Annotated in this window: 15 protein-coding genes and 1 rRNA gene; 2 read left to right on the top strand and 14 right to left on the bottom strand. The window is 36.1% G+C overall.

The genetic code is table 11. From position 1 onward, the window contains the following. Positions 1-8 precede the first annotated feature (8 nt). The 3 genes from AC3HD6_RS14960 to AC3HD6_RS14950 all read right to left on the bottom strand — a co-directional run bounded on the left by AC3HD6_RS14960 (position 9) and on the right by AC3HD6_RS14950 (position 8,125). The gene (locus AC3HD6_RS14960) at positions 9-2,984 is read right to left on the bottom strand and encodes a SusC/RagA family TonB-linked outer membrane protein (RefSeq protein ID WP_488897073.1); all 2,976 of its coding nucleotides are present in this window, start codon (positions 2,982-2,984) and stop codon (positions 9-11) included. A gap of 1,131 nt (positions 2,985-4,115) precedes the next feature. Then, entirely contained in the window at positions 4,116-4,862 is a 747-nt protein-coding gene (locus AC3HD6_RS14955; protein ID WP_488897072.1) for a glycerophosphodiester phosphodiesterase family protein, read from the bottom strand. Positions 4,863-5,029: 167 nt separating this feature from the next. Then, positions 5,030-8,125 carry a TonB-dependent receptor gene (locus AC3HD6_RS14950; RefSeq protein ID WP_488897071.1) on the bottom strand — a complete coding sequence of 1,032 codons (3,096 nt, stop codon included), beginning with the start codon at positions 8,123-8,125 and terminating at the stop codon, positions 5,030-5,032. A gap of 436 nt (positions 8,126-8,561) precedes the next feature. Here AC3HD6_RS14950 and ligA point away from each other — a divergent pair, with 436 nt between their 5' ends. Next, entirely contained in the window at positions 8,562-10,568 is a 2,007-nt protein-coding gene (gene ligA, locus AC3HD6_RS14945) for an NAD-dependent DNA ligase LigA (RefSeq protein ID WP_488897070.1), read from the top strand. A gap of 165 nt (positions 10,569-10,733) precedes the next feature. Then, positions 10,734-13,049: a DUF7619 domain-containing protein gene (locus AC3HD6_RS14940; RefSeq protein WP_488897069.1), complete on the top strand. Its 2,316-nt coding sequence runs from the start codon at positions 10,734-10,736 to the stop codon at positions 13,047-13,049. Between the two features lie 74 nt (positions 13,050-13,123). On the opposite strand, the gene AC3HD6_RS14935 is transcribed toward AC3HD6_RS14940, so the two are convergent. The 11 genes from AC3HD6_RS14935 to rrf form a co-directional block, all read right to left on the bottom strand. Next, a complete protein-coding gene (locus AC3HD6_RS14935; protein WP_488897068.1) occupies positions 13,124-13,585 on the bottom strand; it encodes a hypothetical protein in 462 nt (153 codons plus the stop codon). Positions 13,586-13,636: 51 nt separating this feature from the next. Further along, positions 13,637-13,867, bottom strand: coding sequence for a hypothetical protein (locus tag AC3HD6_RS14930; protein WP_488897067.1), 231 nt, complete (start codon positions 13,865-13,867; stop codon positions 13,637-13,639). A gap of 73 nt (positions 13,868-13,940) precedes the next feature. After that, a complete protein-coding gene (locus AC3HD6_RS14925) occupies positions 13,941-14,447 on the bottom strand; it encodes an STM3941 family protein (protein WP_488897066.1) in 507 nt (168 codons plus the stop codon). Positions 14,448-14,493: 46 nt separating this feature from the next. Beyond that, positions 14,494-16,209 carry an ATP-binding protein gene (locus AC3HD6_RS14920; protein WP_488897065.1) on the bottom strand — a complete coding sequence of 572 codons (1,716 nt, stop codon included), beginning with the start codon at positions 16,207-16,209 and terminating at the stop codon, positions 14,494-14,496. Positions 16,210-16,300: 91 nt separating this feature from the next. Then, complete coding sequence (locus AC3HD6_RS14915) at positions 16,301-17,410, bottom strand: sensor protein KdpD (RefSeq protein ID WP_488897064.1); 1,110 nt, start codon at positions 17,408-17,410, stop codon at positions 16,301-16,303. A gap of 45 nt (positions 17,411-17,455) precedes the next feature. Next, a complete protein-coding gene (locus AC3HD6_RS14910) occupies positions 17,456-18,541 on the bottom strand; it encodes a porin (RefSeq protein WP_488897063.1) in 1,086 nt (361 codons plus the stop codon). A gap of 278 nt (positions 18,542-18,819) precedes the next feature. Then, positions 18,820-19,377 carry a K(+)-transporting ATPase subunit C gene (gene kdpC, locus AC3HD6_RS14905; RefSeq protein ID WP_488897062.1) on the bottom strand — a complete coding sequence of 186 codons (558 nt, stop codon included), beginning with the start codon at positions 19,375-19,377 and terminating at the stop codon, positions 18,820-18,822. A gap of 10 nt (positions 19,378-19,387) precedes the next feature. Continuing rightward, positions 19,388-21,427, bottom strand: coding sequence for a potassium-transporting ATPase subunit KdpB (gene kdpB, locus AC3HD6_RS14900; RefSeq protein WP_488897061.1), 2,040 nt, complete (start codon positions 21,425-21,427; stop codon positions 19,388-19,390). A gap of 178 nt (positions 21,428-21,605) precedes the next feature. Further along, complete coding sequence (kdpA, locus tag AC3HD6_RS14895; RefSeq protein ID WP_488897060.1) at positions 21,606-23,300, bottom strand: potassium-transporting ATPase subunit KdpA; 1,695 nt, start codon at positions 23,298-23,300, stop codon at positions 21,606-21,608. Between the two features lie 438 nt (positions 23,301-23,738). After that, positions 23,739-25,064 carry a sigma-54-dependent transcriptional regulator gene (locus tag AC3HD6_RS14890; protein WP_488897059.1) on the bottom strand — a complete coding sequence of 442 codons (1,326 nt, stop codon included), beginning with the start codon at positions 25,062-25,064 and terminating at the stop codon, positions 23,739-23,741. 871 nt (positions 25,065-25,935) lie between these two features. Beyond that, positions 25,936-26,043: ribosomal RNA gene (rrf, locus tag AC3HD6_RS14885) — 5S ribosomal RNA — on the bottom strand. Positions 26,044-26,048: the final 5 nt, after the last annotated feature.

The raw sequence follows: 26,048 nt of genomic DNA, 5'->3' as shown, positions 1-26,048 counted from the left end.
TTCTGATTTTAAAATTTAACATTTAACTGGAATCCTATTGTTCTTGCCTGAGGCAGCTGTCCCATCTCAACTCCTGGTGTAATAGTGGAATCATCCAATGTGGCGGCTTCCGGATCAAATAATGGGAACTTGGTCCACATCCAAAGGTTTCTTCCGAATACCGCAAGGGTAATGTCTGTAAGCTTTAAAGGTTCTACAATTGATTTCGGGAAGGAATAAGAGATTCTGGCATCTCTCAGCTTAAGGAAAGAGGTGTCAAATGAGTTAGTCTCTACGTTTGCTCTTCTATAGTAATCTCCGTAATAGGCAGAAACCGGAATGCCTTTGGTATTGGGAGAAAAGGTTCCGTCAGGATTCTGAACAACGCCCTGACCCACAATTAAACCTCCCGGATTGTCTCTTCCTACAAGCGTATGGGCAAGCTTCCCCTGTTCAGACATTTTGTGATGTGAGTGGGAGTAAGCAATTCCTTTGTACTGACCGTCAAATGAGAAACTCACGGTAATATTTTTATATCTGAATTCGTTCTGAAGACCTGCTCTCCACTTTGGATATGCATTTCCAATCTTTTTCATTTCTGTAGACTTTGCCGTTAAGCCGTCTTTAGCATCATAAACTACCTGTCCGTCCGACGAATACACCAATCCTGCTCCATACATATCTCCCAAAGAGCCTCCAACTACAGCATCATAAAACACTACACCACCTATACTTCCCATCGTATAAGGTTTTCCATTATACTCTTCCGGAAGGGAAAGGATTTTGTTTCTGTTCATTGACCAGTTAGCATTTACGCTCCATGAGAAGTTTTTATTTTTAATCGGATAAGCATTTAAAGTCATTTCAATCCCTCTGTTTCTCAACTCACCGGCATTGATGATCCTCTTATTATATCCCGTTTCATATAACATCGGAATAATAATCGACTGATCTTTGGAATTGTTCTGATACGCTGTGAAGTTGAATGTCAGTCTGTTTTTCAGTAATGTAAAATCCATCCCTCCTTCAATATTGGTAATCATTTCCGGCTTCAGGTTTGGATTCGGATAAAGTAACGGAGATTCCACAGATCCTACAAAGCCACTGTTTTCATAATATTTATCAAGCATGTAGGTATACGTATCATTTCCTACTTTGGACCATGATAATCTCAGTTTCCAGAAGTTTAAATTGTCTGATTTTAATTTAAAGATATCTGATAATATGAAAGATGATGATACAGATGGGTAAAAATAAGACCTGTTATGAGCCGGAAGCGTACTGCTCCAGTCATTTCTTGCCGTTACATCCAAGAAGATCATGTCTTTATAACTGAAGTTTGCCAGTGCATATACACTGTTCACCTGATTATCATTAGGTTTTGGCAGCTTATATTCTACCTGCATGGCATTAGAAAGCTGATACAATCCTGCTTTATTAAGACCATTTCCTCTGTAATCATTCATAGTATATTCATGATACCTGATATTTCCTCCGGCCGAAGCTGTTAACCCGATATTTCCGAATTTATTTTTATAAGTGAATAAGACATCATTATTAAGGTCCATATATCGGATATACTGTTCTCTGTAATATCCTTTGGCATAGTTGGCAGAACTCCATGGCCTTCTTTGAGTACGGAATTCATTATTCCATTCCAAACCGGTTTTATAGGCTACGTCAAAGTTTTTGGCTATCTGATAGCTGATATTGATATTTCCGGTAATTGTTTTTTTATTGGTTCCATTCAGGTTCTCATAGGCAATCAGATAAGGATTATCAATATAAGAACTGAAAGGGTGAATCTGATCTACCTGATCCTGCCCTTTCTTCCAAATAGGTCTGTACCAGGCAAGATCGACGTTTGGATTCTGGAAAATCATGAAATAAGAGATGGACTGGTTGTTATATCCTGTTGCAGGAAGGTTGTCACTTTTCGTCTGACTAAAGTTCACTTTAGTTCCTATTTTTAATCTGCTGCTTAGTTTATGATCTAAGGATAAAGCCACGTTGAACCTGTCTAAGCCTGTATTAGGCATCATCCATTCATTTTTCAGATAGCTAAGGGATGTCCTGAATGCCGTAGTTTCATTGGAATGCTCTACGGATAAACTGTTTGAATAGTTAGATCCTACCTGCCAGAAGTCTTTAATATTATTTTTATAAGGTCTCCAAAGCTGTCTTTCCAGGCTTTGTCCTTCTACATTGGGATCATATTGAAAGTAGTACTGCCCGTCAAATTTCGGTCCGAAGGCACTACTCGTAGAACCTGTATTCACTCCATCAGCTGAAGCTCCGTACGAGTAATAATAATTTCCGTTTTTATCTTTCTGCTGAGTTCCCTGTCCATATTCATATTGATAATCCGGCCATTTTAGTACGGAATCATAACTTGAATAAGAATTGAAGGCTACCTGAACTTTTCCTTTTTTGCTTTTACCGGATTTAGTGGTAATCATAATAGCTCCTCTTGAACCTCTTGAACCATATAATGCGGATGCTGTAGGCCCTTTAAGGATAGAAATGGATTCTATATCATCAGGATTAATGCTGTTAAAACTATCCCCATAATCAATAGGTAAATCACCACCTGAGCCCGCTCCATACGCTGCAGTTCCGGTTCCTGTTTTTTTTCCACTCAAAGGGACGCCATCCACAACAATCAAAGCATCATTATTCCCCATATTCATGGAGATGTCTCCACGCAGGGTGATACGGCTTGTGCCTAAAGGTCCTGCTCCGGCAGTCTGAATCTTTAACCCGGCTACTTTCCCTTCTAAAGCCTGTGCCCAGTTATTATTCTGAGTTCTTAGAATTTCCTCAGAGTTAACAGTCTGGGTAGAGTATCCTAAAGACTTGTCATGCCTTTTGATACCCAAAGCGGTCACTACTACTTCGTCGAGTCCTTTAACCGTATCTTTTTTTGCTTTCTGCTGAGCCGTTAGATTGGCACTGAATAGTCCTAACAGTGACAAAACCAACAACTTTTGTGTCTCTTTACGCATATCCTTTTTGTTTGCGCAAAATTAAACCGACATTATGAGTATAATTTTAATAACATTTTAACGTTTATTAAATGTTTATTGAATACTATATTAAGTATTCCTTAACAACATTAGATAACATACTTTATAACAATCACTTAAGAAATTAAGAATTTTTAACACTATTTTAAGGTTCTGTTTATTTGTGTATCTTTATTGTCTTGCCCTGAGATAATAGTAGAAAATCTCAGGAAAAAAGATCTAAGCTATATGAGTTAAGTTTAAGAATAATAGACTGGAAATCTTTTTTAATTATTGTATGGATACCACTACACAATTAAAATGCAGTTTTGAACTATTAAGTTTTAACGCAACGCTCGCTAAGATTTTATAAGATACTGGGTGATTTTTAAGAACGCAAAGGCGTTTCACTCAGCAATTACTGAGTAAATGTCCTTAGCTGAATGTAGTGCCTTTGCGAACGAAATGAGCGTAGTCAAAAAGATATCTTTGCCCTTTCTGCGTTTACAAAAAACACTTATTTTTTACCACTAATGCTCAAACTATTATTAATCTGGTTTCAGAATTTTATGTCCAGTTTGGATGTTAAACCTTAACGCAACGCTCACTAAGATTTTATAAGATACTAGGTGATTTTTAAGAACGCAAAGGCGTTTCACTCAGCAATCATTGAGTAAGTGTCCTTAGCTGAATGTAGTGCCTTTGCGAACGAAATGAGCGTAGTCAAAAAGATATCTTTGCCCTTTCTGCGTTTACAAAAAACACTTATTTTTTACCACTAATGCTCGAACTATTATTAATCTGGTTTCAGAATTTTATGTCCAGTTTGGATGTTAAACCTTAACGCAACGCTCACTAAGATTTTATAAGATACTAGGTGATTTTTAAGAACGCAAAGGCGTTTCACTCAGCAATCATTGAGTAAGTGTCCTTAGCTGAACGTAGTGCCTTTGCGAACGAAAATGAGCGTAGTCAAAAAGATGTCTTTGCGCTCTCTGCGTTTACAAAAGACACTTATTTTTTACCACTAATGCTCGACTATTATTAATCTGGTTTCAGAATTTTATAAAACAAAAGTCCGTCCTTGAAAGGACAGACTTTGGAAAATTATGGGTTCTTGTTTGCTTGCTATTATTTATTTTTAAGCTGTTCAGGAATGTTTGTGGTTACAAAGCCTATTCCTTGCTTTTTCAATTCATCATATACAGCAGCATCATTTACGGTCCATGAATTGGTGATCAATCCTAACGTTTTCGCTTCAGAAATCCAGGTTGGGTTTTTCTGGAAAACGCTGTAGTGGTAATCCATACCATCCAGTCCTTCTTTTTTGATCTGCTCTGGTGACAACTCTCCGTTCAGATACTGAACTTTAAATGCTGGAGCTATTTTTTTTATTTCCTTGCAGATATTCAGGCTGAAAGAAATAAATTCACTTTGAGATTCCAGCTTCATATCTTTAATCATCTTAATAGTCTTCTGGGTAATCTCATTTTCGATTTCAGGAGTTTTTGCCGGCTTGATCTCCACGATCAGTTTTACAGAAGTATCTTTTTTTCCTTGCTTCAGATAATCTTTTAAAGTAGGAAACTTTTCCCCGTTTGATAATTTCAAAGCTTCCAATTCCTTGAATGATGTTTCAGAGATTTCCATCTTTCCATGGTGCTCATCATGATTGATAACCAATACTCCGTCTTTGGTCATTCTCACATCAAATTCGGAACCGTAAACTTTTAATTTCTGAGCATTTTCTAATGATTGAATAGAATTTTCAGTTGTAGGGGGCTGAGCCTGGAAATATCCTCTATGGGCAATGATCTGGGTTTGTGCTTTCATTAAAACTGTACTTAAAACTGCTAACCCTAAGATAAAATTTTTCATAATATAATTTAGATAATTAAAACAAAGTCCTCAAACTTTTGATAAAGGTAATTATTATGGGACTTATTAGGAAATATAAAACCACAAAAGAAAGGTCTTACTAGTGTATTTTAATATACTGTCTCTTAAAAACTCTGTCTTTTGTGGCTACTAACTATAACTATTGATTAAAAACTGTATTTCGCTCCAATCTGAATCTGGTATGGATTCCCTGATAAAGGGGCTAAACCGTTACCGCTTACATTTTTTGTATATTCAAATCTTTTGGTCACAGGATCAAAACTTTTGATTCTGTACATTGATACATTTCCATACGATTCATTCACGCCCCATTCTTTATTAAGCAAATTGGCTACATTGAAGATATCTACGGAAAGTTCAAATGCTCCGATTTTATCAAATTTTATTTTCTTGGCAATACGTAAATCCCAAACTCCATAAAATCCGTTCTTACCCCCGTTACGTTCTGCAATTTTACCGTTGTATTCACTCACATAATCTTTCAATGCTTTTCCTACATTAGGATCATCTATTATAGATTGAGCGATATTCGGGAAGATATACGCAAGGTCATTGCTATCCACAAAATCTCCGTTAATATTTCCTCCTGCTGTCATAGAGAAACGTGTTCCTCCGATTCCTGAATATCTGATTCCTAATGTAAATCCGGCAATGGTAGGTGAGTTACCATAGATAACTACTTTATTTCGGAACTGGTTATCAGAATATGACATTCTTAAATCTCTCGGATCTCCCTGAACCATGGTAGATAGCGTTGCTGAATTGGCTACGTTTCCGTTGTATGAAGTATTGTCTTTAATATCAGACCATGTATAACTTGCCGTGATCTCTCCATCTTTCCAATAACGGTAGCTGGTATCCAATACAAACGAGAACTGGTTTACTTTACCATCACTTACCAACTCCAATACTCTTCCGAAGTTCTTATTGATTCGTCCTTCTTTCCAGTCAATTTTTGCACCATTTATCGCTGAGGTAGGAACATACACCCCTCTTCCTCCTTCATTATCCAATGTAAAGAATGGGTTAGCAACCATGTTTCTATCATAATAATAGTAGTTATTCCTACCTAAAGCCATGTAGGCTGCCAATCCGGCTCTGAATCTATCATTAAAGAAGTGGGTATAGGAAATATTCGCCTTATAAACGATTGGGATTTTAGCATCTTTACCCGTATAATTGATGGTTGGAACCTGCTCCTTAGCAAGCGTAGGAATTGAACCGTAATTATTTCTATAATTATTAAAATCCGGTGTTAGCCCAACAGTGGCAGGATCTACATCTACTGTAGCAAGGTGTTTTCCATCAAATACAAGATTATTAATAATCATATAATTGTTGATATCTGAAGAGAATACTCCTGCTCCAAATTTCAGGAAGTCTTTATTTTGTTCGTTGATATTCCATTCAAACTGGAATCTTGGCTGGATAACGAAAGATTTGATTTTATTATCTGTTCTGATCCCCATTTCATCAAGTAATTTCTGGTTGAGCTCTGCTTTTGGATACCCACCATAATCTAACCTCAAACCAGCCATTAAATCTAATCCTTTGGCTATTTTAGTCTGAAACTGTCCATAAACACCAATATTCCAGATGTTAGATCTTACTGACGGATCATCCATTAAAGGAACTTCCCTATAATACCTGTAAGGTTTAAGATTATCAAAATTATCAAGGCTGCTTATCTTTTTATCCGGATCATCCTTGAAATGAAATCTTCCGTTCACCTCACTTCCATACATCGATTTTGAAGTGGTAAACATAAGATCAGCACCGAAAGTATATTTTACTTTGTCCGTATTGTAATATAAGTTATCTACGATCTGGAATACATTATTTCTAAAACTTTCCTGGGCAAAACGGTGTCCGCCGATCTGGATATTTGTAGATCCTGCACTAGATGCCACTCCTTCTACAATAGCTCTTGGTACAGGTCTTCCTAATTCATCATTTTGATAACTGTTTTGGAAGGTATACAAATACTGAGCTTTCAATTCATTGGTTAAATTAGGCTTTAGGTTTGACCTTAGAGTCAATAATAAGCTATTGTCAAGGTTTTTATCATTCCCGTAAGATTCAAAGAAATTGATACTGGTATTATCTCCTAAACCATTTTTATTAAGATCATAAGTGAAATTATTTCTCAATGTCAACAAATGCTTTTCACTGATCTGCCAGTCTAAACGTAAAAATGCAGCATCAGAGTTTCTTACTTTATCAAAGCTTCCAAACTGAGGCGTATTTCCTACTCCATACTTATCCCTTGCAATGTCTAAAAACTTATTAAGCGTTTCTGTTGTCGTATTAAATCTCTTTTCATCCTCCTTAGACCTGATATCTGCAATAATCAAAGGTCTTGAATCTAACTGATGATCCCATGCTACGAAAAAGTGCAATTTATTTTTGATAACCGGTCCACCCAAAGAGAATCCGAACTGAGAAGTAGAGAAATCATTCTGTCTTTTGTTTCCTCTGATGTCATAAGGGCTGGAAAGCCAGTTGGCTCTTAAGTATTCCCAGGCACTTCCTGAAAATTTGTTTGTCCCTGATTTGGTTACAGCACTTACCGTTCCGCCACCGCTTCTCCCCAAGGTTACATCATATTGGTTGGTCGTAATTTTAAATTCACGTACTGCTTCAATGGAGATAGAGAAAGGAGCCCCGCTTCGACTGGTTGTAGATCCTGCAGAAGTTGGGTTTTTAGCCGTCATTCCGTCAATAGTAAAGTTAGTAGAAGATCCCAGCTGCCCGGAAAGATTTCCTCCTTTTCCACTTAGAGGAGACAGTTCCGTAAGATTGGTAAAGTTTCTTCCATTCACAGGGAGGATACCAATATTCTTTGCAGAGATCGCTGTAGCAGCCCCCAGGTTTCCGATCTTGTTCTTCAGGTTTCCGGTAATTCTTACTTCTTCAATATGCTTTTCATTACCCAAATCCATGTTTACAGTCACCTGATCACCAAAGTTTACATTGAACCCTTCTTTCTTATCTTCATTTACAATAACTGTATATGGCCCGCCAAGAGGGATCTCCTTAAAGATATATTCCCCTTTTGAGTTCGTTTCTGTTTCCGTTCTAAACCCTGTAGATTCATTGACGATGGTCACTTTCACTTTTTCCTGAGCGGAACTTCCCGGTCCGGTTACTTTTCCTACGATGGAAGCCTGCGTAGTCTGTGCATAAGCCATTGTTCCTAATCCTAAAAACAATAACCCGAGTACAATCTTTACTTTTCTCATGACATTAAATTAGATGTGCAAAGGTATTTTGACTTTAAGAGGCTTCTGTTTAAGGGAGTTTTAACATTTTTTTAATTAAATCGGAACGTTATGTTAAATAATTTTAAACAACTGTTTTATTTTATACAGGATCAGCAGATTGAAGCATGTTACGGATTATTAATTTTCCAGTACTATTTAATTCCGTTATTTTTTAAATGAAATTATTTCATGGTTCTGAGTTTTTATATTTTTAACGGAGAATTCGCAAAGGCTTTTATTTTGATGAGTTGTATACGTTCGCAATGGCGTTAATACTCAGCTAAAGGAGCTACAATATATATCCCTATAAAGCCGAGAATTCTATTTAAAAATGCTTGTGTATTCTTTTCCATTTAAAATTTTCGCTTCAAATTCCCGCTACTTTAGTTATTTTTGCTCAAAAGATATAAATCTGATGTCTGAAAACATTCAACAAAAAATAGAACAGCTCCGCAAAGAGCTGCACCAGCATAACGAAAGCTATTATCTTCTGGATACTCCTACCATTACAGATTACGAATTTGATATGTTACTGGAGCAGCTTCAGGATCTGGAAGCCAAACACCCTGAGTTTTATGATGAAAACTCTCCTTCAATGCGTGTAGGAGGTGGTATTACCAAGGTATTTCCTACAATCCAGCATAAATTCAGAATGTATTCTCTGGATAATTCTTATGATTTTGATGATCTGGAAGACTGGGAAAAAAGGATTATTAAAACCATTGATGACCCTGTAGAATTTGTGGCAGAACTGAAATATGATGGTGCCTCTATTTCCATTCTTTATGAAAACGGGAAGCTTACCCAAGCTGTGACTCGTGGTGATGGTTTTCAAGGAGATGAAATCACTCCAAATGTACGTACCATATCGGATATCCCATTGACGTTAAAAGGGGATTTCCCTTCACAATTCTTTATGCGCGGTGAGATTTATTTAACAAGAAGGAATTTTGATAAGCTTAATCAACTTCGTGAAGAGGAAGGATTAGATCCATTCATGAATCCTAGAAATACAGCAAGTGGAAGTTTAAAAATGCAGGACAGTGCTGAGGTAAGAAAACGTTCTCTTTCTTCTGTATTATATCAGTATATTTCTGATGAAACTCCTGCGGAAACTCATTGGGAACTATTGCAAAAGGCGCAAAGCTGGGGATTCAAAACCTCACAACAGGCAAAACTTTGCAAAACATTAGATGAGGTAAAGGAATTTATTACATTCTGGGATACCGAACGTCACAATCTACCTTTCGAGATTGATGGAATTGTATTAAAGGTTAATTCTTTACAACAACAAAGACAGCTTGGATATACTGCTAAATCTCCGCGTTGGGCTATGGCCTATAAATTCAAAGCTGAAAAGGTAGAAACTGAACTTCAAAGTGTTTCTTACCAAGTGGGAAGAACCGGTGCCATTACTCCTGTTGCCAATTTAAAACCTGTTCTGTTAGCCGGAACGATTGTAAAAAGAGCATCCCTGCACAATGAAGACATCATCAAAAAGCTTGACCTTCATGAAAATGATTTTGTCTATGTAGAAAAAGGAGGTGAAATCATTCCCAAGATTGTTGGGGTAAATACAGATAAAAGAACTGATGAAAGCAGGGAAATAGAATATATCAAACACTGTCCGGAATGTGGAACTGAACTGGTAAAAATTGAAGACCAGGCCATCCATTTCTGCCCGAACGAACTTCATTGCCCACCACAGGTGGTAGGAAGAATGATTCATTACGTTTCTAGAAAGGCTTTGAACATTGATAATCTCGGAAGTGAAACCATCGAACAGTTATACAGAGAAAAACTGATTGAAAATCCAGCTGACTTTTATGTGTTAACTAAAGAACAACTTCTTCCGTTGGAAAGAATGGCAGAAAAATCTGCTCAGAACATCATCACAGGAATTGAAAAATCAAAGGAAATTCCATTTGAAAAGGTATTGTACGGAATTGGGATCAAGCATGTAGGAGAAACTGTTGCTAAAAAACTGGTGAAAAACTTCCCTACGATTGAGGAATTAAAGAATGCTTCTGTAGAAGAACTTTGCCAGGTAGAAGACATCGGAACTAAGATCGCAGTGAGTATTGAAGAGTTTTTCAAAAACACTGAAAACCTATTGATGATTGAGCGCCTGAAATCTTACGGAGTACAGCTTGAAAAAGGAGAAAGCACCAATGAAGTATTATCTAATGTTTTAGAAGGAAAGACTTTCCTTTTCACCGGAAAATTATCTCTATTTACCAGAGAAGCTGCCGAAGAAATGGTAGAAAAACATGGTGGAAAAAATATTTCTGCGGTTTCTAAAAACCTTAACTATCTTGTGGTGGGAGAAAAAGCGGGAAGCAAGCTGAAAAAAGCACAGGATATCGGAACTATTGAAATCCTGGATGAACAACAGTTTCTGGATTTGATTGAGAAACAGTAAAGAATTTACATCCAACTTATATGATAACAGGCTGCGAATAGTTTTCGCAGCCTTTATTATTTTAAAAGCCTATAAAACACTCAATATCAAATAGAAAAACAGCATTAAAAAAAATATCAAAGTAATTCTTTAAAAGTTTACATTTGTTGAAAATTAAACTAACCCATGAAAAAAATTTACTTAGTCCTTCTCATGACTATGTTTTCCGCTCTGCAAGCGCAGATTGTTAATATTCCTGATGCCAATTTCAAAAGTATTCTGCTATCTAATGTACCTAATGCTTTTTTGGCCTATGATCTTATGAATAGTCCCACTATCATTGATAAAAACCATGATGGAGAAATTCAATTATCTGAAGCAGCCAATATTACAAAACTGAACATCCAAGTAATTAATTTTCCGGCTAATTATTCTCAACTGTTCAACAACCTCGTTTCAATGGAAGGAATACAAAGCTTTACCAATCTGACTTCTCTTGATATAGATGGTCTTCCATTATTACAAACCTTAGATTTGAGTAATAATACCCTATTATATAACCTGGAAGTTAGCAGATGCTATGTTCTTTCATCATTAAACCTTCAAGGGTGCAGCCAGCTACATGATATGGATATCTTTTACAGTAAGATAGCTTCCATTAATTTATCCGGACTAACCAACTTATATCAAGTGAATATGTCGCTATGTCAACTTGAGAATATCTATTTGAATAATAATACGAATCTCAACTCCTTAAACTTAGCAGTGAATAATCTGCAGACAATACCTATAAATCAAACCCCTAATTTAAAATTTCTGACCCTTACACAAAACCAAATCAACACACTTGATTTCAGTGGTTTTCCAAAGTTAGAAGCCTTGGGGGTAGGTACCAATAAGTTTACCACCATTGATTTGTCACAAAATAAAAATCTTACGAGCTTTTATTGTGAGAAGAATCCTTTTCTTCAATCATTGTTCATTAAAAATGGAATTCATAACTTCGATTCTACTTCTATTAATACTTCAAGCTTCGCAGATACTCCAAACCTTGTTTACATCTGTGCTGATGATTTTGAAATTCCTAACATTATTTCTTTATTACCATCTGCAAATACGTGTGTTGTCAACTCATACTGTTCATTTACTCCTGGAGGTACATTTTACAACATCCAGGGAAATACAAAAGTAGATGCCAATAATAATGGCTGTGATGCCAATGATGCCAACAAAGCTTTCCAAAAGTTCAGCATAACAGGAGGTGGAATTACAGGAACTATGATTGCCAATACATCCGGAGATTTTTCTCTTTCAGTACAGCCAGGCAGCCATACAATGACTCCTATTCTTGAAAATCCTGCGTACTTTACTATTTCCCCTTCAAGCATTACTGCCACTTTCCCTCAACAGACAAGTCCATTTATTCAAAATTTCTGTATAACTCCGAATGGTGTTCACAATGATTTAGAAACAGTAATTGTACCTGTAACTGCAGCTTCACCTGGCTTTGAATCAAAATATAAGATTATTTACAAAAACAAAGGGAATACCACACAATCAGGTACTCTTGTATTTAATTATAATGAGAATATTACTGATTATATAAGTGCTACGCTTTCACCCACCTCTCAATCCTCCGGAACATTGAACTGGAATTTCACCAATCTTCTTCCTTTTGAAACAAGAGAAATCACAGTTACTCTAAAATTAAATACACCTACACAAACTCCTGCAGTGAATGGTGGAGATATTCTGCATTATACAGCACAAATCAACGGGGCTACAGATGAAACGCCAGCTGACAATAATTTTTCTTTAAACCAAACGGTTGTCAATTCTTTTGATCCTAATGATAAAACCTGTCTTGAAGGAACTTCTATTGCAAAAACTCAGGTTGGAGATTATGTTCATTACTTAATCCGATTTGAAAATACAGGAACAGCCAATGCCAGAAATATTGTAGTAAAAGATGAAATTGACACTTCAAAGTTTGACATTTCTTCTTTAGTTTTGTTAAACGGAAGTCACAGCTATACCACAAGAGTAACAAATCCCAATACTATAGAATTTATTTTTGAGAATATTCAGCTGCCTTTTGATGATGCTAATAATGATGGATATGTAGCTTTCAAAATAAAGACAAAATCCACTTTGAATACTGGAGATTCTTTCAGTAACACGGCTAAAATCTATTTTGATTACAATGCTCCTATTGTTACCAATACCTATACAACAACTATTGCAGGTACATTGGCTACTTTGGAGGTCCAAAATGATAAGACTACTGTAAGTATTTATCCTAATCCGGTAAAAGATATATTGTATATCAAATCTACAGATGAAGTCATTAAAGCTGAAATTTACGATGTAGCTGGCAGAGTTATTAACTCTATGGGGGCAAAAGGAAATTCTATAAATATTTCAGACCTCTCTAAAGGAAATTATCTGATTAAGCTATTCTTAAAAGATAAGATTTCTGTTCAGAAATTCATTAAAGAGTAAACTTATAAAAACTTCTATATAATAAAGGCTGTGAATAATTTTTCACAGCCTTTTATATTGTATAGAAAATCTGTTTATTTAAAAACAAGAATCGTATAAGGATTGTTATCGCCTGTTTTAGGAGTAACTAATCTGATGTGTTCTTTATTCTTATAATAGTCTACATAAGAATCTTTGGTAATCGTCTTCCCTTTTTCAATCTCTTTGAATCCGGACTTCAGAATGATTGTCATATATTCATCATATTCTTTTTTAGTTTTGAACTCATATTCAATCCTATCATCAGATTTGTCTTCATATTCAAACTTTCCGATTTTGGATTGGTAATCCGCTGATTCATATTCAGCCAACACAAATCCTAGACCTTCTGTTTTATCATAAAATTTGTAGTTAAGACTTTTCATTTCCTTTTTAAAATCAGCCATTCCCAATTTGTTGAGTGCTTTTAACTGTTCTAAAGTAAAGGTTTGTGCAGAAAGTTGAAGGCTTAAAGTTATACAGAATAATACAGCTAATAAACTTACGATTTTCTTCATTTTGTTAATTTGGTCACAAATATAAGAAATAACACACCTTTCAATTTATTTTTAGCCTAGCCATTCTTCTATATCTTGATTGGCTTTATCTTCGGTAAGGTATGATCGATTCTTATATTCTTCCCTTGCTTCTGCTATCCTATCTTTTTGGGCAGCATTAAGAACATATTCGTTCTGATCTAATTCAAAATCTAAAAGATTCTGAATTTCTTCAACGATTCTGACTTCTTTTAATTGAGCAATGCGATTGATTAAATCAAGTTTTAAGTCTGACGTGTTCATCATAAATGAATTGATAACCAAATTTATAAAATTTTATTCAGCCTCTCTTAAGATTTTTAAATTTTCCGTTAACCTACAGATTATAAGGACTTATTCTGCTATTCAACAGCTCCAGTAGAACCTTTGCTTTCACATTCAGCATATCAGTCTGAATACTATAGCGAACTCCTTTAAACTGCGGAAATACTGTTAAAGCCATCTTGTCTATGACATTCTCATTTTCTTTAGGCTTCTTCATGATCACATAAATATATTCTGAAGTTTTAATCCCATAATGCCGAACATCTGATATAAAAAACAAGGCAACATCGTCAAAACGGATCAACGTAGGTTTTCTTAATACATTATAAACAATAATCTGCTTATCCGTTACTGTAAGTAGAGGTTCTGTTCGCACCAACAGTAATATAGAATACAGTATTCCAAATGAGAAAAGAGTAATCCCAAGAGAAAGCATGACGATTACAAAGAGACTTTCATTTTCGAAGTTAATTTGAGAAAGGCCTATCGTAAAAACAGATGAAATAATCAGCAGAATAATGCTTTTAATTTTATTGGAATAAAAATGATGCTCTTTCATATGCTTTCTCGTTTCTATATTTGAGATAATTCAAATATAGAAAACTTTAAGCAATGGGAAGTCTGAAATAAAATGTACTTCCATTATTCAAAGCGCTGCTTACTCCAATTTCACCATTCTGTTTTTCAATAAAATTTTTAGAGATAGCCAATCCAAGACCGGTTCCGTTCTGATGTTCACCTGGAACCTGAAAATAGCGGTCAAAGATCTGACGGTGATACTTTTCATCAATTCCACTTCCTGTGTCAATAATATTAAACTGGATAAAATCTTCTACTCTTTGTACAAGAACTTTAATTTCTTCATCCTGAAAAGAATGTTTTACGGCATTGGTCAGGAAGTTATTCATTACCCAGACGGTTTTGTCAAAATCAGCGGTTACAAAATCAGTATCTTCCAACTGGTATTCTGTGTTAATTGATATATTCTTTTGTTCCGCCAGTTTTTCCACGTTTTTCACGGCGGTCTGTACAATTTCCTTAGGGGAACATTTATCAACGGTAAGCCTGATATTTCCGGATTCTACCTGTGAAAGATTAAGAAGTTCACCAGTGATATCCAATAAACGCTGTCCATCTTCATTGATGCTCTTCAATAGTTCCTGCTGTTGTTCATTCAACTCACCGAATTTCTGATTTCCAAGCAGCTGTACACCCATTTTTATAGCAGAAATCGGAGTTTTCAACTCATGGGAAATGGTGGCAATGAAATTGGTTTTAGCAAAATCAAGTTCTTTAAAAGGAGTAATATTTCGCAGTAAAATTACTTTCCCAATATATTTTTTCTCCTTCTCCCCTGTTTTTACAATATTGATGGGAACAATATCCTGTTCAAAGTAGTTTTCCTTATTGTCTCTCACAATCTTAATGGGATCCTTTACCGGATGATCGATATTTTTCAGGAGTTCCCGCATCAAATCGTTATTAATGGCAACTTCATGGGCTGTTTTTCCAATAATATCTTCTTTGTGAAGATTGGTGATCTTTAGAGCTTCATCATTAATCATATAGATAAAATGATTTTCATCCAGACCAATCACAGCATCATGCATATTATTTACCAAAGTTTCGATCCGCTTTTTCTCCATCAGCTGTTTGGAAAGATTACTGCTTTCATATTCCTGAAGCTTTTCTGCCATCACATTAAAAGAATCTGCAAGGCTGTTGAATTCTTCACTTCCTTTAAAATGAACCCTTTCACTATAATTTTTATCTGCAATCTGTCTGATACTGAATGTTAACTGATTGATAGGCTCGGCAATGGTTTGAGGCAGATTAAACAATAAAATAAAAGCAATCAGAAAGCAAACCGTTCCAAGACTTACGATCCAGAAAGTGGCATTTCCGGCTGTAATAATAGCAATATCGCTTTTACGCTCAATGCCTTTCATATTCAAAGACATGATCCTGGCCAGATCTTCCCGAATCAGCTTTTCTTTATTGGTTGTAGGTTCTTTTAAATAGCTGTTGAAATGCAAATTAAGGTTCTGGGTAGCTTCTTTTTCTCCAAATTCGGTAAGATTTTTTTCCTGTAACTTATTGTTCTTTTTAAAATCTGCTATGGCCACCACACTGTCTGTGCTGATATGATCCAATGCCAGAAGCATATTCTTAGAAAATTCAAGGCTGTTATAATTGGCTGTAAGAATCTTTTCTGTATCAGATTTCAGTTTATTAATATATACAGAACCTATTACGGAAAGCAGAACAATCAGTAAAAATAAAAGGCCAACGCCTAGAGTAAGTTTCGTTTTAAGTTTCATATGAAGATCCTTATTGTTTTTTAAAAGACATATGCAATCGCGTCATCTTTATCTGTGCTTGTGTTTCCTAATCATTGCGATTTCATTACTTTTAAGATAAAATAATAATATCTACCTGTCTTTCGTTCAGTCTGTTCATCAAAGTGTAGATCCAGCTGTACCCGAACAGACGCTGCCAGAGTTTTGCATGCGGTTTCCCGATACAGACTGTGGTAATATTATGGGCAATCACATATTCCAGAATTCCGTTATGAACACTGCTTTCTTTGATCCTTACAACCTTGGCTCCCAATTCCTGTGCTAAATTAAAATTATTAATCAAAAAACGCTGCTTGTCCAGTGCTATTTTTTCAGGGTTTTCAGAAGGTTTCTGAATATAGAGAACCGTCCACGGGCTGTTATAATAACTCGCCAGTCTTGCCGTTTTCCGGATGATGGTTTTAGCAATCTTCTCATTGCTGCTGATACAGGCCAGGAATTTGATGGGTTTGAAATTCTCAGTCTTAATTTCAGTTTCCACCTTCCTTTCCACGTGTGTTGCCACTTCTTTTAATGCAAGCTCACGAAGCTGAAGAATATGCCCGCTTTGGAAAAAGTTACTGAGGGCAGTATGAATTTTTTCTTTTTTATAAATTTTCCCTTCTTTCAAACGGGTAAGTAATTCATCCGCAGTAAGGTCAATATTTACAACTTCATCAGCCAGCGCCAGAATTTTATCCGGAACACGTTCCGCAACTTCAACTCCTGTTATTTTCTTTACTTCTTCATTAAGACTTTCAATATGCTGAATGTTCATCGCACTGATGACATTGATTCCGTTATCCAGAATTTCCAGTACATCCTGCCATCTCTTTTTATTTTTAGAACCTTCCACATTGGTATGGGCCAGTTCATCTACAAGAACCACCTCCGGATGTTCATTGATAATAGCCTGGAGGTCCATTTCCTCCAGGTTTTTGCCTTTATAAAAGACTGATTTTCTTTCAATTTCCGGAATACCGTCTACCAAAGCTACCGTTTCTTCACGGCCATGGGTTTCTATATAACCAATCTTTACATCAATGCCGTTTCGTAAGAGAGCATGGGCCTCTTGCAACATTCGGAAGGTCTTTCCAACACCTGCACTCATCCCTATATAAATTTTGAACTTCCCTTTTCGGGACTTTTGGATGAGTTCTAAAAAATGTTTTGCTGATGACATTGATTTTATTCTTTTTAGTTTTATTTTAAACACTTTTGACTAGGGTTAAAACCACACTGCTAAACTTGTTGTAACAAAGAAATTTCCCTTTCTGAAATCATCATTTTTCGCAAAAATGGCATCCTTTGAGGTAAAACCTCTTGCTTCTGTACGGAAAACAACATTTTTAAATATAGCATAATCTACGTTCAGTGAATATCCGAAGGTTTGAAAACCATTAGGAGTTCCTGTACTGATAATCACTCCATTTTTATCATTGTAATATTCCAATCTTCCTGCCAATGCCCATTTACTGTCCACCTGATATTTCGCCTGTATATTGGGGCTGTACCAGATATTATACTGTTCACTTCCTTTGATCTTCTGTTCAGCACCGATATCAAATCCTAATAAAGCTGAAAACTTTTCTGTCAGCTGAAAACTTCCATACAAATCATGGAAATAACGCATTCTTTTCTCGTCTTTAGCTTTATCATTTCCTATGAATGAGCTACTGTTCAAAGTTATTTTATCATTGGGTTTGTATGTTACCTGATGTCCAAAAGAAATACTTTGGTTCCCTTTCACTTTGGCAATGCGCTGCCAGCCATTCAATACCAATCCGCTTACAAACCATTTTCCGTTATCTGAAGTATAGGAAATCTTAGCTCCGGTTTCAAAATAAGGCGAATTTTCAGCAGCGAAGCTTCTTGTCAGGTTAATATTATCTTTTCCAATGGCACTTTCCCAACCAATATGAGAAGGCATAATCCCGGCATCAATCCATAGGTTTTTATTTTTGGATATTTTGATTCCTACGTTGGCTTCATTAATATATCGTAAAGCCTCCTGTTCCGCCGCCATATTATCCTGTGCATAAGTTCCGCCCATTAATGCAAGATTGGCTCGGATATTCTCACTCTGATAATTGGCTTTTATCAATCCTAAATTAAGATTTACCTCATTATGCCTGTTGTACGAGTATAAAAAGTTCTGACGGAGATGATTTCCAGGTTCATTAAAATCATAAGTATAAAAGAGTTCCGCATAAGCAGAAAATGTAACTTTAGGTTCTGTCTTTAATGAATCTGATGTTTGCGCTTTTGAGAAGAAAACGCCCAATAGCAATCCTATAATAGTATATTTTTTCACGTTAATTTAGAATTATTTGAATACAGGACAGAAAGTATATTCCTCTGATAAAGTTAACCATTAAGAAAGAATTAAGAAATTAAGAAGAAATGGATTATAAGCGAATGATAAGTGGTAATATTTTGAAATTTTAGATTTTCTTGCTTATACTTAATTCTTTCAATATTCTTAATGGTTCAATGTATCTAACAATATTTTATAAATTCTGCCGTACAATTATTTTAATTGTACCATGTCAAGGTTTAAAACCTTGACATGGTTAGTTCAAGATTATTAGATTATTTTAATTGATCTAAAGCGATGTTAAGCTTTAAGACATTCACCTTTGAAGGTCCAAAAAGTCGTAAAAATGGTTTTTCAGTTTGATTTTTAATTAAATTATTGATCTGTTCAACGGAAAGGCTTCTCATTTTAGCAATTCTCTTTGCCTGGTATAAGGCTCCTTCTTCTGAAATATCAGGATCCAACCCGCTTCCGCTTGCTGTAACCAGTTCTACGGGTACTTTAACACTTCCCATTTCAGGATTCTGTAGCTTTAATGTATCTATTCTTTTCTGTACAGTTTCCAGGTATTCTTCATTGCTTGGACCTTTGTTACTTCCTCCACTTCCTGCTGCATTGTAGTTTACTGAAGATGGACGGCCATGGAAATATTTTTCAGATTTAAATTCCTGCCCGACATTAGCATAGAATTTTTGTCCTTTATAATTAATGATCTCTGCATTTCCCTGATTAGGCAGCACTTTTGATCCTGCGTATACAACAATCAGATAAATTCCTACAACAACTAACATGACAAGGCTTAATCTGAATGCTGAAACAATATGATTTTTCATTTTTTAAATTTTAATAGAATAAACTAATCACTACATCAATAATTTTGATTCCGATGAAAGGAACAATAACCCCTCCCAAACCATAGATCAAAAGATTTCTTCTCAATAATGCACTGGCACCAATTGGCTTGTACGCGACTCCTTTTAAAGCTAATGGAATCAGGAAAGGAATAATCACTGCATTGAAAATAACTGCCGATAAGATGGCTGTTTCCGGACTGTGAAGATTCATGATATTTAATTTCTGAAGTGATGGAATAAAGGTGATAAACAGTGCCGGAATAATGGCGAAATACTTTGCAACGTCATTCGCAATACTGAAGGTTGTCAACGTTCCACGGGTCATCAGCAACTGTTTTCCGATCTCTACAATCTCAATCAGTTTGGTAGGATCATTATCAAGGTCTACCATGTTTCCAGCTTCTTTCGCTGCCTGCGTCCCACTGTTCATCGCAACACCTACATCAGCCTGAGCCAATGCCGGAGCATCATTCGTTCCATCTCCCATCATCGCTACCAGCTTTCCTTCCTGCTGTTCCTTTTTGATGTAATTCATTTTATCTTCCGGTTTGGCTTCAGCGATAAAATCATCTACTCCAGCTTTTTCTGCGATAAATTTTGCAGTTAAAGGGTTGTCTCCGGTTACCATTACCGTTTTTACTCCCATTTTTCTCAGCCTCTGAAAACGTTCCTGGATTCCTGTTTTAATAATATCCTGAAGTTCAATAACTCCCCAAACCTTTTCATTAACGGAAACTACCAAAGGTGTCCCTCCATTTTCAGAAATTTTGGTAACAGCATCCTGCGTTTCCTGTGGGAAAAGATTCCCGGCTTTTTCAGTCAGTTTCTTTATAGTATCGTAAGCTCCTTTTCGGATCCTTGTCTCTTCAAAATCTATCCCTGAAGTTCTGGTTTCAGCGGTAAAATCAATATACGTTGGATTAGGAACCAGTAAATCTTCGGATTTCAATGCACTAAGTTCAATGATGGATTTTCCTTCCGGTGTTTCATCAGCTACAGAGCTCAATGCAGAAGCTTTAATAAAATCTTCAAGTTTAATTCCGTTGGTAGGATGAAATTGAGTCGCTTTACGGTTACCGATAGTAATTGTTCCTGTTTTATCAAGCAACAACACATCAATATCACCTGCAGTTTCTACAGCTTTTCCACTTTTTGTGATAACATTGGCTCTTAATGCTCTATCCATTCCGGCAATCCCGATTGCAGAAAGCAGACCTCCAATAGTTGTCGGAATAAGACAGACGAAAAGTGAGATAAATGCCGCAATCGTAATGGGAGTCTGCGCGTAGTCTGCAAAAGGCTTTAAGGTTAGGGTTACAATAATAAAAGTAAGGGTAAACCCTGCTAATAATATAGTTAATGCGATTTCGTTAGGTGTTTTCTGTCTTGATGCTCCTTCTACAAGGGCAATCATTTTATCCAAAAAGGATTCTCCCGGTTTGGTGGTCACTTTTACCTTGATTCTATCTGAAAGCACTTTTGTACCTCCGGTCACTGAGCTTTTGTCTCCACCCGCTTCACGGATCACCGGTGCACTTTCTCCGGTAATGGCAGACTCGTCAATGGTTGCCAGTCCTTCAATAATTTCTCCATCCATCGGAATCTGATCTCCGGCTTCACAAAGAAAAATATCTCCAAGCTTCATTTCAGCAGACATTTTTAAAGCAGTTTCTACCTGAAATCCGGGCTTGTTATCAACAACCAGCTTAGCAGGAGTTTCCTCACGGGTTTTTCTAAGCGTATCAGCCTGCGCTTTTCCTCTTGCCTCCGCAATAGCTTCTGCAAAGTTCGCAAACAGAACAGTGAAAAATAAAATAATAAATACTAAAAAGTTATAGGAAAAGCTTCCCTGGGTTTTATCACCAGTTAAGCTGAACATGCTTACTACAAACATGACCACTGTTCCGATCTCCACCAGGAACATCACTGGATTTTTAAACATAATTTTCGGATTCAGTTTAACGAAAGACTGTTTAATCGCTTCGTTTACCAAATCCCTTTGAAACAATGTTTGTGATTGATTTTTCATTTTTTTGAAAGAGTTTATATCATTAAATCAATAATAACCATCAAGAGAAACCAAATTATAGGGTATAGGATTGGATAATATTATGTAGTGAACGTTTCGGTAAGTTTTAAATAAGTTCCCTAAACGATTCAGCTTCCTTAATGGTTGACTATTGATTTTAATTTTTAATGTTCACAATTTATTTAGAGAAATATTGTATCTGCTCTGCAATAGGTCCAAGAGTTAATGCAGGGAAGAACGACAATGCTGCAATAAGCAGGATAACTGCCAGGGTCATAAAACCAAATGTTGCCGTATCTGTTTTCAATGTTCCTGAACTTTCCGGAATAAATTTTTTCTGAGCAAGTAATCCTGCAATGGCTATAGGGCCTATGATTGGGATAAATCTTGATAATAGTAATACAATTCCTGTTGAGATATTCCACCAAGGGGTATTATCTCCCAACCCTTCGAATCCTGATCCGTTATTGGCTGAAGAAGAAGTAAATTCATACAGCATTTCACTGAAGCCATGGAATCCCGGATTGTTTAATGTCTTCGCTCCAAATTCTGGCAAATAAGCTGTTAAAGCCGTTCCTACAAGGATTAAGAATGGATGGAATAAAGCTACGATCATCGCAATCTTCATTTCTTTAGCTTCAATCTTTTTCCCCATAAATTCCGGGGTTCTACCTACCATCAATCCACTGATAAACACCGCGAGAATGATGAAAATAAAGTAATTAAGAATCCCTACTCCACAACCTCCATAGAAGCAGTTAATCATCATCGCCAGAAGTTCATTCATTCCTGAAAGAGGCATCGTGCTGTCGTGCATAGAGTTTACAGATCCTGTAGAAATTACCGTAGTAGCAATACTCCAATACGCTGATGCAGCGCTTCCAAAACGGATCTCTTTTCCTTCCATCGCTCCAAGGCTGCTGTCGGCTCCCATTTTTGTAATTAATGGGTTTCCACCTGTTTCATTAACAATATTAGGAATGGTAAGGGCTAAGAATCCTACTGTCATCACGGTAAATATAACCCATGATAATTTTCTTTTCTTTAAATAGAAACCTAACGCAAAAACCAATGCAAAAGGAATAATCATCTGAGTGACCATCTCCGTCATATTCGTTATATAATTAGGGTTTTCAAGCGGATGGGCTGAATTGGCTCCAAAGAAACCACCTCCATTGGTTCCCAGATGTTTAATCGCTACAAAAGCGGCTACAGGACCTCTGGAAACATCTATTTTATTTCCTTCAAGGGTTGTAATATGATCTTTTCCTTCAAAAGTCATTGGGCTTCCGTTGATAGAAAGGATTAAAGCAACCAATACACTGATGGGAAGTAAAATTCTAATCATTGACTTGGTAAAGTAGTCATAAAAGTTACCCAATTCTGTAGCTGTTTTTTCTTTGAAAGCTTTAAAAAGGACAGCCATAGCAGCCATTCCCGTTGCAGCTGTTACAAACTGTAAAAACATCAGATAAAGCTGGCTCAGGTAACTTACTCCTGTTTCTCCCGAATAGTGCTGTAGATTACAGTTTACTAAAAATGAGATGGTAGTATTAAAAGCAAGATCAGGAGACATATTCGGGTTTCCATCCGGATTTAAAGGCAGCCAGGCTTGGGTGAGTAAGAGAATAAATCCTATAATAAACCAAACCAGGTTAATCGTCAGCATCGCATACATATTCTGCTTCCAGTTCATCTGGCGGTTGGGATTGATTCCCGATATTTTATAAATAAACTTTTCAATCGGCTGAAAAACCGGATCTAAAAAGGTTTTCTTGTATCCATAAACATTAGCTATGTATTTACCTAAAAATATTCCGATAACTAATGTGATAGCAAATAGGGCTATAATGCCTAAAATTTCTGTATTCATTGTCTTTTAAAATTTTTCAGGTTTCATTAAAACATAACAGATATACACAAAGGCAAGTACTGAAAGAAAAAATAAACTCCACATAATTTTATATCTTATCAAAAAATTCAACTGATTTATATAAAAGCCAGAACAATACTGCAAAGAGCAGAATTAAACTTATCAGCATCATATCTTTATTATTAGAGTTAAAAGAGTAAACAATACGTACGATACAATCAGCAGACTAAAAGTAGAATGCTCCCGTTTTTTCAACGTTTTTCTTGAAATTGTCATTTTTAAATATTTTATTCAGACACTATATGCCAAAAGAAAGTCCAAACCACAAACAAACAAAATAAAACATTGAAATACAATACATTAACCCTGTGCCATAAATTATATAAAAACAGAAAAGCCTATCAAAATGATAGGCTCTTTATTAAAATGATAAAAGACTTATTTCAGTCCGTATTCGTCGAGTTTGCGATATAGCGTAGCAATTCCAATTTCAAGGAGTCTGGCCGCTTCTGCCTTATTCCCTTTCGTGTATTGCAATACCTTTTGGATATGAATTTTTTCAAGTGATCTCATGCTTAAAGAATCACTCTCCGGAACTGCCTTTTCTGAGTAATGAGGAAGACTTTCCGCATCCAGAATATTATCATTCATAAGGATAAGACTGCGTTCTACAGCATTTCTAAGTTCTCTGATATTTCCTTTCCAGTCATTCTTCTCAAGCATTTTATAATACTCCGGTAAAACCTGAATAGATGTCAGATGCAGTTTATTTGAAAATAGATCAACAAAATTCTTTGCCAGCATTTTCAGATCTTCTTTTCTTTCTCTTAAAGCTGGAAGGGTAATTTCAAAAACATTCAGTCGGAAATACAGATCTTCTCTGAAGTTCCCCTGTCTTATTTCTTCTTCAAGATTTCTATTGGTAGCAGCAATCAGCCTGAAATCGGACTTTGAAACCTTAGTTTCTCCCATTTTGATAAACTCACCTGTCTCAAGGACCCTAAGCAGTTTAGCCTGAAGTTCAATTGGCATTTCCCCAATTTCATCCAGAAATAATGTACCACCATTAGCTTCCTCTATCAATCCTTTCTTATCTTTCAAAGCTCCAGTAAAAGCCCCTTGTTTATGACCGAAGAGTTCGCTTTCCAGAATTTCTTTGCTAAAAGCAGAACAGTTAATCGCTACAAAAGTATTTTTCTTTCTTTCACTTCCTTCATGAATAGCATTCGCAAAAACTTCTTTTCCTGTTCCGGTTTCTCCCGTTAAAAGTACCGCAGCATCCGTTAATGCAACCTTTTCAGCCAATTTCTTAGCATGCAGTATTAATGGAGAATTACCAATGATTTGTCCAAAGCCTTTTGATACTCCAGTGGGTTGAACAATTCTTGTTTTATTATCTTTAACCTTCTCCAAAGCTTTATATACCAAAGGAATAATCTTTTCATTATCATCCCCTTTTACCAGATAATCATAAGCACCATTTTTCATCGCCTGCACAGCATCAGTAATATTCCCGAATGCTGTCATCAAAACAATTTCCAGATGTGGATATTTTGTTTTAATAGATTTTACAAGATCTACCCCAAAGGCATCAGGAAGCCTGACATCGCTTAATACAACATCAAAATCATACTGCTCCAGCATCGTCATAGCAGATCGGGCTGTAGAAGCTTCTTTCACGTTAAAATTCTCTTGGGAAAGGATCATACCTAATAACTTAAGGAGCTTGATCTCATCATCGATAATCAGAATGTTTCCTGACATTATAATACTTTTTGGAAGATACAAACTTATTGAAATTATTTGAGGAAAGGTCTCTTATTAAGGAAATTAATTTCATCTCTCTCTTTATTTCAGGAGCATTCTCCCGCTATCCACTCATACTCCTCGCGCCTTCCCCTCTCCAACGCTCACCCTACTACGCTCTGACCTATGCTGCGGGGTAACCGTTACTATCGGGGCTAGGGAGGTTTCTATGAATGATGAATGTTAATGATAAGTGATAAAAGATGATTATTTGCCTACAAAATGAATTCAAACCACTTTATGATGAGTAACCTGCAATGGGTAATGAGTGATGAATAATAAATGATAGATATTTGTATAATACTTTAATTTGTAACCAAATACGATTCATTGCCATTCCTCAGAAACTTAGACAGTGTTATCCACAATTATTTCCATATTCATTTTTTCCATCCTGCATTTAGATCCTTCCAGGATGACAAAAGTGGTGGGACTATCAGAAGTAATGATACCAGGAATTATCCGTGATAAAAGAAAAAGGAAAATTAAAAAACTGATATGAAAAATATAAAATAAACCTACATTCTTATTATAAACATTAAGCATTCAATAGGGACGGGCTTTAGCCCGTTCAAATAAAAAATAATTTTCATCAGGCTTTAGCCAAAACTTAAAGACAAAGTTGTAATAATCCTTTCTTTGAGAGCAGCTTCATCCATTACTCATTACTTATTATTAATTACTCATGTATTGAGTTAGTGGTAGTAGTAGTAGTAGTAGTAGTAGTAGTAGTAGTAGTGGTTATATTGCCTGAGTATTGCGCTTTGGGTATAAAGCAAAAAAAAAGTCTCACACATTGCTGTATGAGACTTTTAAAAAATAAAATAAAAACTGGCGGCGGCCTACTCTCCCGCGTTAGCAGTACCATCGGCGCTGGTGGGCTTAACTTCTGTGTTCGGAATGGGAACAGGTGAGCCCCACCGCTAAAACCACCCTAAAGGT

The sequence above is a fragment of the Chryseobacterium sp. II3a genome (assembly GCF_057815135.1).
Note: the sequence above shows the minus strand (reverse complement) of the source record. Positions and strands in the feature narration are given on the sequence as shown.

Bases quoted from the DNA above. Each gene is read 5' to 3' on its own strand.
- AC3HD6_RS14925 (WP_488897066.1), bottom strand. From the start codon at position 14,447: ATGAAAGAGCATCATTTTTATTCCAATAAAATTAAAAGCATTATTCTG.
- AC3HD6_RS14950 (WP_488897071.1), bottom strand. From the start codon at position 8,125: ATGAGAAAAGTAAAGATTGTACTCGGGTTATTGTTTTTAGGATTAGGA.
- AC3HD6_RS14960 (WP_488897073.1), bottom strand. From the start codon at position 2,984: ATGCGTAAAGAGACACAAAAGTTGTTGGTTTTGTCACTGTTAGGACTA.
- AC3HD6_RS14940 (WP_488897069.1), top strand. From the start codon at position 10,734: ATGAAAAAAATTTACTTAGTCCTTCTCATGACTATGTTTTCCGCTCTG.
- AC3HD6_RS14915 (WP_488897064.1), bottom strand. From the start codon at position 17,410: ATGTCATCAGCAAAACATTTTTTAGAACTCATCCAAAAGTCCCGAAAA.
- kdpB (WP_488897061.1), bottom strand. From the start codon at position 21,427: ATGAAAAATCAATCACAAACATTGTTTCAAAGGGATTTGGTAAACGAA.
- kdpC (WP_488897062.1), bottom strand. From the start codon at position 19,377: ATGAAAAATCATATTGTTTCAGCATTCAGATTAAGCCTTGTCATGTTA.
- AC3HD6_RS14920 (WP_488897065.1), bottom strand. From the start codon at position 16,209: ATGAAACTTAAAACGAAACTTACTCTAGGCGTTGGCCTTTTATTTTTA.
- kdpA (WP_488897060.1), bottom strand. From the start codon at position 23,300: ATGAATACAGAAATTTTAGGCATTATAGCCCTATTTGCTATCACATTA.
- AC3HD6_RS14935 (WP_488897068.1), bottom strand. From the start codon at position 13,585: ATGAAGAAAATCGTAAGTTTATTAGCTGTATTATTCTGTATAACTTTA.
- AC3HD6_RS14955 (WP_488897072.1), bottom strand. From the start codon at position 4,862: ATGAAAAATTTTATCTTAGGGTTAGCAGTTTTAAGTACAGTTTTAATG.
- ligA (WP_488897070.1), top strand. From the start codon at position 8,562: ATGTCTGAAAACATTCAACAAAAAATAGAACAGCTCCGCAAAGAGCTG.
- AC3HD6_RS14890 (WP_488897059.1), bottom strand. From the start codon at position 25,064: ATGTCAGGAAACATTCTGATTATCGATGATGAGATCAAGCTCCTTAAG.
- AC3HD6_RS14930 (WP_488897067.1), bottom strand. From the start codon at position 13,867: ATGAACACGTCAGACTTAAAACTTGATTTAATCAATCGCATTGCTCAA.